This is a genomic window from Photobacterium sp. HL06 (assembly GCF_059552575.1).
On record NZ_CM183915.1, the window covers coordinates 409,239 to 423,547 of the forward strand.

General features: G+C 43.9%; 9 protein-coding genes. 5 read left to right on the forward strand and 4 right to left on the reverse strand.

Annotated elements, in window-relative coordinates:
- Nucleotides 1–14: 14 nt before the first annotated feature.
- Nucleotides 15–1,340 carry an MATE family efflux transporter gene (locus AC51G0_RS20390; RefSeq protein ID WP_496303483.1) on the reverse strand — a complete coding sequence of 442 codons (1,326 nt, stop codon included), beginning with the start codon at nt 1,338–1,340 and terminating at the stop codon, nt 15–17.
- A gap of 393 nt (nt 1,341–1,733) precedes the next feature.
- On the opposite strand from AC51G0_RS20390, the gene AC51G0_RS20395 reads away from it, so the two are divergent.
- The 5 genes from AC51G0_RS20395 to AC51G0_RS20415 all read left to right on the forward strand — a co-directional run bounded on the left by AC51G0_RS20395 (nt 1,734) and on the right by AC51G0_RS20415 (nt 7,184).
- A complete protein-coding gene (locus tag AC51G0_RS20395; protein ID WP_496303484.1) occupies nt 1,734–3,071 on the forward strand; it encodes a serine/threonine protein kinase in 1,338 nt (445 codons plus the stop codon).
- Nucleotides 3,072–3,086: 15 nt separating this feature from the next.
- Nucleotides 3,087–4,553 carry a chromosome partitioning protein ParA gene (locus AC51G0_RS20400; RefSeq protein WP_496303485.1) on the forward strand — a complete coding sequence of 489 codons (1,467 nt, stop codon included), beginning with the start codon at nt 3,087–3,089 and terminating at the stop codon, nt 4,551–4,553.
- Between the two features lie 3 nt (nt 4,554–4,556).
- Nucleotides 4,557–5,120, forward strand: a complete 564-nt coding sequence (locus tag AC51G0_RS20405; RefSeq protein WP_496303486.1) for an ECF-type sigma factor — start codon at nt 4,557–4,559, stop codon at nt 5,118–5,120.
- A 152-nt stretch (nt 5,121–5,272) separates the two neighbouring features.
- A complete protein-coding gene (locus AC51G0_RS20410) occupies nt 5,273–6,634 on the forward strand; it encodes a hypothetical protein (protein ID WP_496303487.1) in 1,362 nt (453 codons plus the stop codon).
- A 322-nt stretch (nt 6,635–6,956) separates the two neighbouring features.
- Nucleotides 6,957–7,184 (forward strand): hypothetical protein, encoded by a 228-nt coding sequence (locus AC51G0_RS20415; RefSeq protein WP_496303488.1) that lies wholly within the window; start codon nt 6,957–6,959, stop codon nt 7,182–7,184.
- Nucleotides 7,185–7,397: 213 nt separating this feature from the next.
- Here the strand turns inward: AC51G0_RS20415 and AC51G0_RS20420 are convergent, their stop codons facing one another.
- The 3 genes from AC51G0_RS20420 to AC51G0_RS20430 all read right to left on the reverse strand — a co-directional run bounded on the left by AC51G0_RS20420 (nt 7,398) and on the right by AC51G0_RS20430 (nt 14,238).
- On the reverse strand, nt 7,398–8,756 hold the full coding sequence (locus tag AC51G0_RS20420) for a glycoside hydrolase family 30 protein (RefSeq protein ID WP_496303489.1): 1,359 nt from the start codon (nt 8,754–8,756) through the stop codon (nt 7,398–7,400).
- A gap of 64 nt (nt 8,757–8,820) precedes the next feature.
- Complete coding sequence (locus AC51G0_RS20425; RefSeq protein WP_496303490.1) at nt 8,821–10,824, reverse strand: methyl-accepting chemotaxis protein; 2,004 nt, start codon at nt 10,822–10,824, stop codon at nt 8,821–8,823.
- A gap of 150 nt (nt 10,825–10,974) precedes the next feature.
- The gene (locus AC51G0_RS20430; RefSeq protein WP_496303491.1) at nt 10,975–14,238 is read right to left on the reverse strand and encodes a glycoside hydrolase family 3 protein; all 3,264 of its coding nucleotides are present in this window, start codon (nt 14,236–14,238) and stop codon (nt 10,975–10,977) included.
- Nucleotides 14,239–14,309: the final 71 nt, after the last annotated feature.

Below are 14,309 nucleotides of genomic sequence, written 5' to 3' on the forward strand. Positions count from 1 at the left end.
CTCATTGACCAAAGCTACACGTACTGTTCTTTCTTCTTAAAAAAGATGAAAGGAAGCGTGACTAAAAAAGCCACTAACTCAGCCAACGGTATCGCCAGCCACACTCCCATTAAGCCAAAGACTTTTGGTAACACCACTAAAAATATCGTCACTAAAACAATGCCTCGAATAAGTGATAAGTTAGTTGCTATTCTCACTTTTTCTACCGATTGAAAGTAGGCTCCGAGCACCAAGTTTGCGCCCATAAAGGCTGTGGCAGGATAGAACAGTAGCAACGCTTGAGTCGCTAATTCGACCTCTTGAGGGTTCACTACATTGAACAGAGCAACAATTTGTCCCGCGAACAAGTAGATGAGAGCGTAAGCCAACCCGCCTATCGCAAAGACGAATTTCAATGAAAAATTAAGTAGTTCTTCGATTCGCTGATGATTTTTGGCTCCGTGATTAAAACCAAATACGGGTTGTACCGAGAAAGCAACGCCAACAAGGAATTTCATCACAAAAAATAGCGTGAAGTTAATGGTCGCCAAAGCCGCTCCTGCTTCACTTCCTCCTTGAGAAATCACGGCTTTGTTAAGCAATGCAAACGCCAAGGCTCCTGAGATTTCCGAGATAAAAATAGGAAGGCCTAGTCCTACAATTCGTCTTTGTTCACAGTCGAATACTCTAAATCCATAATTTTTTAGTGAAAGATGGTTTTTACCAAGGTAGAAATGGTAACCCATGTAAATGACAGCAACAGTCTGAGATATGCCCGTTGCGATAGCAGCACCTTTTAGTCCCCACTCAAAAACCAGGACGAATAGGAGATCGAGCAGGACATTCAAAATGCTGGATAAGATATTAGCATTACGTGAAATATGGGGTGATTGGTCGTTATTAATAAAAAAGCTGAAACTAAATCGTAGAAAGAGCGTAGGCAAGAATATCGCAAAATATATAAGGTATTCTTTTAAGTAAGGTTGGATGTCGGTATTGGCTCCAAGTAGGCTAACCCATGTATCTATGAATACCAGCAATACACAAGCTAATACGACGGATATTAATACAGAAATGCTGCAACTATAGTGGAAAACACGATTGGCTCCAGCAGATTGGTTTTCTCCTAGTTTTATCGCGACAACCATACTGCTTCCAATGCCGATCAACATGGCCAGTGAAATGGCTACCATCAAAACTGGAAAGCTCATGCTAATGCCAGCTAACGCCATGGTACCAACGCCGTAACCCACAATGATGCCATCAGCCACTTGGTATGCCGCCATGGTGAGCATCCCGGTTAATGTCGGCCAATATAAATTGAAAAATAAGCGTTTTATTGGATCATGCCCAAAGTCCATGTTGTTCTCTCTCTTATCGGTAATAACTTAGACAGGCACTTTAACTTTCAATAGGCAGAATTAGCAGAGCGAGGATTTAGTAAAAATCAGCGTATCTTCAGTTTTCGTAACAACGAATTGAAGTGAAAGTGAGCAAGTTACAGACAACTTTCAATCTGAGCTTATGGGCAAAGCCTCACATTCGAAAATAGAGTTCAAGTGTAAAAGGAGTTTTAGAATGATAGATGGTGCTCCAGTTGGCAATGGAGCCAAAACGAGCCAAGACTTAGCGCCCGCTTTTCGTCACTGTCAGAATATGTAAACATTTGACCAGCAAATAAAAGTTGCACCTATTATGATATTTATATATAAACTGGATGCACAATTAAAACATATATAACACTACCAACTATCGTGGAACCTAACGTCAGTTCAACTCAAGTTTTCTACCACTTATTGGATCTTGATGAAGCAGAACAGCTGGATTATATTGCCGAGCTCAGACTGCACCAGCCTGAGCTGTACCAGCAAATTCAGCCCCTACTCTCAGCCAACAATACTACCGACGGGCAGCTTACCGAGCTGTTTGGCTTTCATGCCCAGCAAGCCGTCGAAAAAGACATCAGTTTCTCTCGCCTTCTCATTGATAAATATAAAACCCTGGATGAAATTGGTCGTGGTGGAATGGGCGTAGTTTATGCTGCCGAGCGTTGCGATAAGACCTTTGAGCAGAAACTGGCAATCAAGTTTATCCAACCGTCTTTAACCCAGGTTCTTGGTAAAGCCTTCCTATTTCAAGAAGCACAACTACTTGCCAGGCTAAACCACCCCTATATCGCTAAAGTGTTTGATGGCGGAGAACACCAAGGCTACGTATATATCGTGATGGAAAAAGTCGAGGGGCAGACACTACGTAAAGTTATCGAATCAGAGTCATTGACTTTGCGCCGTAGGTTACAGCTGTTCACCCAAATCTGTCAGGCCATTGGGCATGCCCATCAGAACCAAATTCTTCATGCCGACATCAAGCCGGAAAATGTGCTAATAGATAATGACTTTGCTCCAAAAGTACTCGATTTCAACATTACCCAAAAGCAGAACATTCCATCACCTAACACCACACCCATTCTTGCATTCAGCGAAGCCTTTGCCAGCCCAGAGCAAAAAAAGGGGACCTATTTGACCAACCAGAGCGATGTCTTCTCTCTCGGTAAGTTGCTTGCATATATGGTTGGAGAACAACCTGCTCGCTCTGACTTGAATAGTGTGATCCAAAAGGCAACTCAATATCATGCAAAAGAGCGTTACGCCTCTGTCATTGAGCTCATGACAGATATCGAGAATATTCTGAACCAACGGCCAATTAGCTTAAAATCACACATCCCGCTCTATGTGGCCAAGAAGCTGATACAGCGGCGGCCAGTATCATCAGGGCTCAGTGTCTGTCTGCTGCTCTGCGCCATTGCTTTTTCCGCGGCTTTAGTTCAGAAAAACCACCAGCTCAAACAAGAGAAGGCCATTGCAGAAAACATGATGTTTGAAGTCACTAGTTTGCTTTTTCACAGCAAAGGAGATGTTAACAAACTCATGTCAGTACAGACCATGCTTGAGCTGACTCGCCGACGAATTCTATCCAACCCCGATTTGCCACAACATATAAAACAGAAAATGCTATTGGCAATGATGACACCCGTACCTGATAAACGCTTGGTCAAACAAGATTGTCAGTCCGACTGCACAGAACAATTTTAGAAAAGGCTATACACAGTGATTAAACGGACTTTTTCTGCCGCGACTTTAGCGCTTGCTGGCAGTTGCGCTTTCGCAAATTCAGACGCTCAGACGGGCTACTTTATCGATGCGCCGGTTACCGGGCTCTATTATAAGACAAGCTCCAGTCTGGAAGGCTTCACGGAGAAAGGGGCATTTAAGTACAACCCTGGCGATGTGATCACTTTCTTCTTAGGCTATGACGATTCTGCCTTTCCTCTCGCGACACTGTCGGGTCAGGAGGTCATCACACCTACCCTTGCTTCGACAACACCCAGCCGAAGTGTGAATATGACGCGATTATTACTCTCGTTAGACAGTACACCTGACAACCGTGAAGAAATACTTCTGGTTAGCAAAGCGCTATCGGATCCTGAATTTCAGAAAAAACTCAAGCAAGTCAACTTACAAGCTCTAGATACCTCACAGCAGGTTCTGGGTTTAGAACTGGTCTCTGTTCAAGACGCCGCGCACCACCTGGATGAAAGCCAATCGTATATTGAAAAGAACTTCACATCGGACGAAGTGATCCTGCGCCCTTTGAACGTGAAATACAAAAATATCATCGTAAAGAGACGCGACTGGCAGGGAAACTTATGCTTCTATGATGTCGACAGAAAAGCCACCCCTAACTATTTTGGCCCCATTGGTAGCCTGACTTACAAGATCACGCCAAAAGGAATTTACGAATACCCGGACGTTGGAGATTACTTTGGTAGTAACGATAACTCAGTGCCAAGTTGTGAGGTTAACTACAGCCGCCGCTACAAGGAAGTGATGTTTGAGCCTATTGAAGTGTTTGAAGGCTGGGATGGACTCGTAGGATGTGCCACCAGTGGCTGTACCCGTGGTGATCTCAATGGCTTTTCAATCGATGATTTCGATGACGAAGGTGACTGGAAGTATCGTACCGTTGCAATCAACTACGATCCCAATACCAGGTTATTAATGCAAAAAACACAAGGACTGGGTCCGAAAGAGACTGTTTCTCATAGTAACCGTGCGGAATATATTTGGTTCACTATTAATGATAAGCACACACAAAACATCGACTTTGAAGGGATCTGGCTAGAGACACATTATGCCAATAATAGTGATATTTCTAATGAGTGCTTATGGATAAAAAATGGCAAAGTGCTTTCTACTAAAGCAGATAATACCAAGTGTCCAACCGCACAGGAGGCCTATCGCAACGATGTAACGCTGCTACATGGAGACATGTGGTGGTTAGAACCAAGCAACGCTCAGGCAAGCCTTGCCCAACTCAATGCACCAGTCAAATGGTATGACACTACCTCTAATGTCCTATACACCAGCTGGGAATATTTACCGACTGGGGAAGATTGGGATCAGGGCGTATTGTACCGACTACAGCAAAAAATCGTTATCGACAAAGACGGCAACCAACAAGCCCAGACCCATAAAATCTCTGAGCTAAAAAAATATCAAAGCTGGGAGTCTTAACCCATGAGCCAAGATATCACCCAAATCATCCAACAATGGCACAGTGGCAACAAACAAGCAGAGGCCAATCTTTATCAGTTTGCCTACTTGCAACTTCGCTCCATTGCTCAACAAGAGCGGGCACGCAGCGCGAGAAAACATGGTAACAGCAATCAGGTACTCAGTGACTGCATCAACAATACCACCGCATTGATCCATGACGCTTATCTCAAGCTGGCTGGCTCAGATATGTCACATATTGAGAACCGCCGTCAGTTTTACCTGATGGCAACCAAAGTCATGCGCCAGATCCTCATCGATCATGCCCGCACCCTAAACGCCAAAAAAAGACAGCAAGTCACCGTCGTTCAATGCGCTGACGATGATCGGTTCGAACAACTTCTGAGCATGGATAAAATGCTGGATCACTTTAGTCTTCACTATCCAAGGCAATCGGATGCCCTGAAATTAAAATATTTACTGGGCATGAGAAACCAAGAGATCAGCCAGCTCCTCCAATGCAGTAACAGCTTGATTGAAAAAGATCTTAAGTTTTCTCGCAGTTGGCTACAGGCCAAAATGGTTTAACCCCATTGCCGCAACTCACTTCAAAATTTATGGCAAAAAATTACGGCTTTTTGCCACTTTCCCGTCCCTTGATAGCACCCCAGAACCACAGTAACTTTCCTGTTATGCAATGCATCAATACATATCTGGTGCACCTATAAGGAAAAAATATAATGAAAAAAATCAGTTTACTTGCAGCGTCAATGGCTTTGGCACTCTCAGGTTGTGGTGGTAGCGACAGTAACACCACTACTAGTGGCACAACACTCCCAACTGACAGCAGCAAGGCTGTGATCAAAGCTATTGATGGTTACCTCGTTGATGCCGAAGTCTATATTGACCGCAACAGTAATGGGATTGCCGATAGTGGAGAGTTACTGCCTAGCTTAACGGGTGCTAACGGCGAGATCACAATCACCGGTGACGATACGAAATACCCAGTGATAGTAAGGGCTGTTGCTGGCAAGACATACGATACCGACAAAGGCGGACGGGTTACCCAGACCGTTGAAATGACGGCACCAGCCGGTTCAAGTGTTGTCACGCCGTTTACGACTCTTGCAGCTATCGAGAACCTATCTCTTACTGAGCTGGCCACTAAGCTGAACCTACCTGAAGCGATCATTGCGGGCGACTATGTTGCAAGCAAAGCAAACTCAGAGAGCACGCAAGAAGCTAAAAAAGCCCATCTCCTTGCACGTTCCCTTACTTTAGAGCTAGGAAATACCATTTCAGAATCACAAAATGATTCTGGAAAGCTACTCACAAAATCCAGCGAAATAATTACTGTGGTTGACACCGCAGTCAATAATGGGGATGAGCTAGACGACGTTCTTGTTACCTTTGACGGAAGTGGTACAGCAGGCAAAACCCAAATGCCGCCAACTGTAAAAGAGCACTTTTCCGGTAACACTTTTTACTCTGTGAGTACCAACGACGCATATTTTGTCGACGAAGGGTTAATGACCTCAACCTTTACCGACACCGAAGTTCACGATTTAGATGACAATGGCCAAGTTGCCGGTACCTGGCCAATTACCTACACCAGCAATGGCTTCAAGGGCGACGGCCTTGACGAAGTTATTTATATGAGTGATGCCTTTACGTTGGTAGTGACATCCAGCAATGACATGTACTTCCATACTCAAACCAATATTGATGACGGCTTTGCAGCGTTAACAGCTGACGAGGCCACGTTCAAGGGCAAAACGTATTATCACTTGTGGGATGATGCTACAACGAAAAAAGCTAGACCTTCTTTCGTCACGCTAACATTTGATCCAAACGATAACCTCGTTACCGTCGAAGAAAAGGGGCAATCGGAGACAGTTTCATGGTCTATTACCAATGGTCAGTTAGTTATCAAAGGCACAATGGATGGTGATGACTGGGTTATTCAACCAACAACGCTCAGCAACGACGACTTCATTGTGTTCTATGAAGGAGAATCGAATGAGAGCATCCCATATTTCTTTACTGAGAACAAAGACCTGGCAGTTAGCCTTTTCGATGAGTGGTATTCGCTGGCTTATTAAAAATCGTAGGCAATAATCAAACCCTGCCATTTTTGGCAGGGTTTCTTAAATTGGCAGCATATATACCAAAGCACACTTTTTTGTATTTGAGCATTCGTGTTGGTTAACACCACCTATTACTACGTTGGAACTTTTATAATTAGATCGACTAGTTACCATAAATTATTCCTTATCCTTTGTGATTTTTCCTTCGTATTATCTGAACACTTACTTATCCCGTTTGGTATTAGAAATAATTATCATGTGAATTTTTATGCAATCACCATAGAAAAGCCTAAAATTAGAGTTGAATACAATGGTAAACATACTAAAAGGTGTTCATATGAAGTGGTTAATTTCAACATCTGTTTCTCTATTCTTATTTTTGCCTCCAGCAATGGCAGCTCAGAGCAATACACCAAGCCTTAAAGATGTACAGCAAGCGTGCAATCTGAAACAAGTCACTCATCGCTGTGAAGTCGTAAGCAATGAAAAAACCATTAAAGGTATTTGTATCGATGCACAATGGTACGGCTTGATCTGCTCTGAACGTAAGAACTTAAGTAAGTAGAAGTATAAGTTAAGGCTATATTGTAGCCTTAACTTTTACTTTTAGGTGAAAGCGCTTACCCGAAACCAGCTCTGCTGTAACAGAAATTTACTGCAATAAATTCCAATAACAGTCTAATTTTAAACGCTTTTGTTTTAATCCTTTTGTTATTAGCGGGTAAAATCTAGCGCAAGGCCGTGAAATAATCAGTCTTGCGCTTATAACCCAGCAATATTAATCAATGATCAGGGTCTGAATGGAGCGCGCTGGCATTTTTATATAGCCTCCCCGCTCGAGGTTATTCAGTGCATAGACCACTTCTCGGTCCAAACGATTCATAATCACCATCACCTTTTCTCCATTGGGGTTTACAAAAGCAGTCGCTTCAAGATCATCACTGGAAGTCGCAACGGCAACCCGGAACGCACCGCGCTTTATAAACTTAGAGAAATGACCAAAATAATAGTACGAAGGGTTAATAATCACTTCATCATTGAGGGTGTCTCCGATGATAGGGGCACTGCAAAGGTTCTGCACATGGTTTGGGCCGCCAGTCTCATCGAGGAATAGATTCCAGTCACACCAAGCACTGGTATTATGGTTAAGATCGTTGATCATCGAGTGGGCATAACGCTCTCCCACCCTCCACTCACCAATGTGCGGGCCGAACTCTTGGCAACCTTCGGTAAACCATATCTTCTTCTCAGGATAAATATCGTTGACCAACTTTAGGTTGTCGTAGTTATCGCCCATATACCAGTGAATACCGATACCATAGACGTACTGGGCGGCATCAAGATCATCAAACATCTTCTGTGCTCGGTCAAAAGCTTCAGCACGATTGTGATCCCAACAGACTATCTTGATATGCCTTAAACCTTCTTTTTCCAGTGTTGGACCAAGATAGTCACGAACAAAATCACGTTCTTCTTCTGCAGTGTAAATACACGAATCCCAGACCTGAGTGGCTGCCGGTTCATTCTGAATAGTTATTGCACTGACCGTTACGCCTTCCTCTTGCATGGCATTAATGTATTTGCAGTAATATAAAGCCCAGGCCTGACGATACTCCTGTTTTAATTTCCCGCCGTTGTTCATCTCACCATTGGTTTTCATCCAGGCTGGCGGACTCCATGGGGAAGAAAAGATGGTAATATCATCACTTGCTAATTCTTTAGCCCAGTGAATCATCGGGATGATTTGTTGCTTATCGCGTTCAAGATTAAAGTCTTTTAATTCTGGATCTTCCGTCTCGCAACACGCCCAATTGCCAAGTGAAAAATCACAACTATTAATATGTGTACGGCAAAAATTGTACCCAATACCTTTTTCCGGATGGAAATATGCTTCCATCATTTTCTTCTGGCTCTCAGCACTCATTCTGCTAAGAACATTCGCAGCCGATTCGGTAAAGGCACCACCAAACCCTTCCCACTCTTGAAATGTCTTCCTATCATCCAAATAAACGATAAACAATTCGCCAGCATCCGTATAAGTTGTATTTACGTCATGCTGGTATCCTTCACGTAAATTATCTACTGGCACTTCCGATAATTTAAAATCAGTGCCTTTCGCTGTTTGATATAATTTCATCAACACTCCAAGGTAACAATTGGTATAACCTAAACATCATTTTTATGTGGGATCACCACATTCACTACAGTTTGAATCTATGCACTAAGTCATTTTGTTGGTTAGCAAGTTCATCTAGCTTGCCACTCACCTCTGCAACCTGCTCTATCGACAGATAATTGGCATCAGCGATATGACTAATATCTTCAAGGTTCCGTGCAATCGAATTTGATGTTGTACTTTGCTCTTCAGCTGCTTGAGTAATATGACTACTCATCTGGCTGATCTCTAAAATAATTGCTTGGATTTCCTCCATCGCGCTGTTCGCTTCAGAGGAATGATTAATACTCTTGTGCATTTCACTCACGCAACCTTGCATCACCAATGAAGCCTGACCAGAACTGGCCTGCAAGTTTTGAATCATGCTTTCAATTTCTTCGGTAGAGTCTGTGGTACGCTTTGCCAGCACCCTTACTTCATCGGCGACAACGGCAAATCCCCTACCCTGCTCACCTGCCCGTGCCGCCTCTATCGCCGCATTCAATGCCAGCAAATTGGTTTGATCGGCAATATGACGAATGACATCCAGAATTGAACCAATTTCGCTACTCATCTCCTGAACGGTTGAAACCACTTTGACAGATTCATCAAGGCGCTCGGACAGCTGGTGAATCGTTGAGATATTACTACTCATCACATCTCGGCCCGTTTGGGCTGCAACTTCAACATCATGTACTTTATCCATTGAGCACTGGGCACTATTGGCCACATCTTTAACTGATTGCTCCATTTCTGTCATTGCCGTAGCAACTGATGCCGTTTGCTGGCGCTGGTCATTCAAGCGTGTTTTGGATTCCGTTGTTACTGCCTGGTTTTGTGCCGCAACCTGCGCCAAGTTACCCGAGGCAAGACTCAGTTTTCGCAAGATATCTTGTAGGTTAGATGCCAAGGTATTGATATGAGTACTAAGCTGATTGAACTCGGTAAAGGTATTGTCATCAACGCGCTGGGTCATATCACCATTTGTTAACGCTTCAAGGGCTGTGAGCATTGAAACTAACGGCTTACGAACGTTTTGAGCCAACAGCCAACCAAGAAGGATCGCAAAAATAGTTACAGATACACCCATTACGGTAGCTTGTGTATACCCATCAGTGTAACTTGCGTTAGCACTTTCAATCGCATCATCCATCAACTGTTCGGCTTCGGCATGAAAAGTCTCAAGAATAGACATAGCTTGGTCGACTTCACCGGCAAGCACAGAGATATTGCTATAGAGACGCTGACCGGCCTCGATATACTGGAAGTGCTGATCCAGTACACCACCTTTTTTGCCAATATCCTGGGTGAACTGTTCGACCGATTTATCAAACGTCTCCTTTAATGACGGTAATTGGGCAATAAGGCCCCTATAGGCGTAGTTAAGCCGAGTGACGCTCCGCTTATTGTCTTTAAGCGCTTTGGTGATTATTTCGATATCATCGCTGGCCAATGCATCTGAAGTGATCGTTTCTGTTTGTTTAAGTTTGATAAAATAGCTTTTTGCCATCAACTTAACTGCAAGGTTATCCTGATTGCTAATGTACTCTTTCATGCCTACCCTAAGTTCAGTCTGTAGCTGTTGGAAACGGCGGACTGCTTTCTGCCTTTCCAGCTGAGCGCTTAACTGGGTACGATAATTTCCCATCGCTTTGTGAGATTCTGAAAAATAACGCGCCTCCAGCGCAAGCAATGCAGTTAGCTGATTACTTAAAACAGAATTGTCTTTAGAAATTGATGCTAGCTGCTTAAGCACAAAGTTAAATTCTTGTTGTGCCAAGCTAAATTTCTCTTCGTAACCTTGCATTCGTTCAACATTATTGCTGGTAAGAAAATCTTTGAATGTTTTATCAGCGGCTAATAATTTGACACTGGTTTGGTTAGCTAACGATACAAGCGGAAAAGCATCCGTCGTTACAGACTCTAATTGATTATGGATGCGGTTTGTTCCATCTAACATCAATACTACTGTTGCGACAAGTAGTACTACCATTAACGCAAATCCGGCATACATGCGTTTAATGACTGACGTTTGTCGATTTTTTTTCATATTATTTTTGCTTTCCATCTAGGGTAGATCCACTTATACCCAAGCCACCTAAGAAGTACTCAATGAGTCATCTCAAGAGGTTTGGGTATATTAATCAAAACTGTTCAACGTAAAGAAGTGGAAGGAAGCTAACTTCCTCCCACCAACCTTTTACTTAACTAAGCGAACATTCTTAAAGCTAAACTCAACACCCGCTTGCGAATTGCCCCAAGCTGGTAAAATCGCGAATGGCTTATCAACAGTTTCTACGATGTCATCAATGCCTAAATCGCTAACTGTGACAGAGATTGCCGTCCATGTACCTGTCGCAATTTTCTCTAGGGAATAGTCCGGACTTCCTACATTTTCCTCTGAAGATTCCATCTTAATCACTAAGCCATCAACGTTATCACCGTAGGAGGTAACCAGCAGATCAAACTCCAGCGTACCCGCCTCGACATAGTTCGTTAGGTTCTGCGTTTCACCCATTAGGAAAATAACCGCTTTGTCATCTTCAGGACTTGCCGCATTGTAAGTGACGTTCACAACTGTTGCGCCCTCACCATCAACTTCCGTCGCGGTTGAAGCATGCTCAGGAGCAGGGCTCCAATCACTGCCAGTATGTGCACTCCACACACCAACACTCGGGCTCCAGGTGTCACTCCAGATGTAAGAAGTGTCCTCATCTAAAGCAGGTAGAGCAGGAACAGCCAATGCAGCACAATCAACTTCATCAGTGGCTTCATCCAGACTACGCGGAACAAAGCGGATTTCACCCAGGTCAAATTCCATTTCACCATCTGTTGTCAGCAGGAATGCAGTATTCAACATTGAGTATTCCATACCTTCATCGGCAAAGCAGCTGAGTGCAAACTTCATTGTTGTCCATTCATCTGACACTTCAGGCAACGCGTCATTGACCTTAATATCGCCGAGGCATGGCCACTCACAATGCATTGCTAGCGTTACATCCGCCGTCGGCGCCTCGATCATTTTAATATCAAACTGCAATGTGGAATCGGCGTTGGCATAGGAGTTTTTATCAACGGCCTTTTCATCCTCGGTCTGGAGGTAGACCTGGGCAACTTCCGTTCCATCGAAGGATACATTGATTGCATCCTGCTGATGTTGATAGTTGATTGGCTTTGTGGTTAGTGAGCCAGTGGTTGTTTCAGAACCATTTGAGACCTCAATACCTGCCCAGCCACTTGACGGACCACCAATTTTAGCAACGAACTCATCGGCAGACTTAGCACCATAAATTTCCAGATTAGACGTAGCGACACCATTGTCTGGCTCGTCTTGACCACACCCAAAATCGCGAGAATCAAGGTCAAGGTTGTTCAGATCATTATCCGATGCATCCGTCGAGCTGTAAGACAGGCCATAACCATAAGGGAACAGTGGTTTATGTTCACCGGTAATATCCTGCTCCGTTGCCGGAGTCACGTAATCCTCAATATTTGGCGCAACACGGTTGATGGTGGTCGAACATTTCTTCATCGGCCATGAGTAAGACAAGCGACCAGTAAAGTCTTTGCCATCTGTGCTAAACAAAACATCCGTAATACCACCAGCTTCAGTACCTGGCAGCCATGCCGCAACAAAGGCATCCGAATTATTAATTTCTTCATTCACATAAAGCGGACGACCAGAGTAGAACACTGTCACCACTTTCAGGCCAGCGTCTTTAAGCTCTTTGACTTTATCTAAGTCAGCTTGGTATGACGTTTTAATAGAAGAGAACTCAAGAGTCTTAGTGGATTTGATATCACCAAACATTTCTGCATAAGGATCTTCACCGATAACAACAACGGCTACTGTATTTTCAGTGGCATCACTGAGATCCGTGATGATGTTTTCAGCACCGACAACATTCTCCAGAGCCATTTGCATGGTTGTTGCGCCCGGGAAATCATCTTCAATGGTGTTTTCATTACCCTGCCAAGTGAGTGACCAACCACCGGTTTGTTTCTGAATATCATTAACAGCACTACCAGCAATCAGGATCTTCTGATCACCGGATAATGGTAAGATGCTGCTTTCGTTCTTCAATAGTACCAATGACTGGCTAACTGCTTCACGCGCTAGTGCACGATGCTCATCCGACCCCAGAATCTCTTGCTGACCCGCCAATGCACGCTCAGACGGCATTGGTTTTTCCCACAAGTTGGCGCGAAGTTTAACCCGCAAGATACGGCTTACCGCATCATCAATACGCGCCTGTGGAATAGTGCCATCGTTAACCTGGTCAATGACATTGTTGTAGAATGCCTTCCAGTCACTATTTGCAGTAACCATAAACACATCGTTACCTGCATTGACTGCAGCAGGGCAGTTTGAGGCAGTACAATCATTTAGCTCGCCCTGGCCGTTCCAGTCGGTAACAACAATACCGTCAAAGCCCATTTTATTTTTAAGCACATCGTTGATCAGGTACTTACTTCCATGCAGCTTCTTGTTGTAGTCGCCACCTTCCACCTGGTCATAGTTAGCATCGTTATGCCAGGAGTTAAACGAAGACATCACCACCTGTGCACCAGCATCCAGTCCGGCAAAATAACCAGTGGCATGGATATTTCTCAAGTACTCTTCTGTATAATGGTTTTCACCACGGTCAACACCGTCTAACGTACCGCCATCACCTACCCAGTGTTTCACATTTGAAATCACATTTCGCTCGCCAGCAAGGCCTTCAGCCCCACCTTGGATACCTTCGACCATCTTACTTGCGTATTGATAAATGATTTCAGGATCTTCGGAATAACCTTCGTAAACCCGACCCCAGCGGTAATCACGTGGCGAAGCCACCGTTGGTGCAAATGTCCAGTCTAGGCCTGTTGCTGCAATTTCCTCAGCTGTCGCCTTACCAATTTCATAAATCAAATCAGGGTTATTGGCTGCACCAAGGCCAATATTATGAGGAAACACCGTTGCTTGGAAAACATTGTTATGGCCATGAACTGCATCGGTTGCCCACATAAATGGAATTTTAAATCCGCGGTCGGCATAGGCATCTTCTAACGCAAGCCAATATTTGTCTGACTCTTTTGCCCAGTCTTCTGCTGTTGAGTATTTATCTTCGCCAGGCCAGGCACCACCACCATTTAATAATGAACCTAATTTATACTGTTTTGCTTCTTCCGGCGTCACCTCTAGCAGGTTAGGCTGGATCATCTGGCCAACTTTTTCCTCGAGGGTCATCTGAGCCAATATTTCAACGATTTTGCTTTCAATCGCTTCGCTTTTCTCAACGGCACTTTTAATGGCTGGCCATTCAGCAAAGTACGGCACTTTGGAATTAATTAATTCACTTCCTGTATTGCCAGAGCCACTATTAATTAATTCATTTGAAGTTTTATTATCAGAATCATTACATCCAGATATTAACGCCAGTGCAATTAAGCATGGCAATATTTTTTTGTTATAGCGCATAAATATAGCCTTTAGTTTTATTGTTTTGCAAAAAAAAAGGAGAGCACCACCAAACCGATGCTACTCTCCAA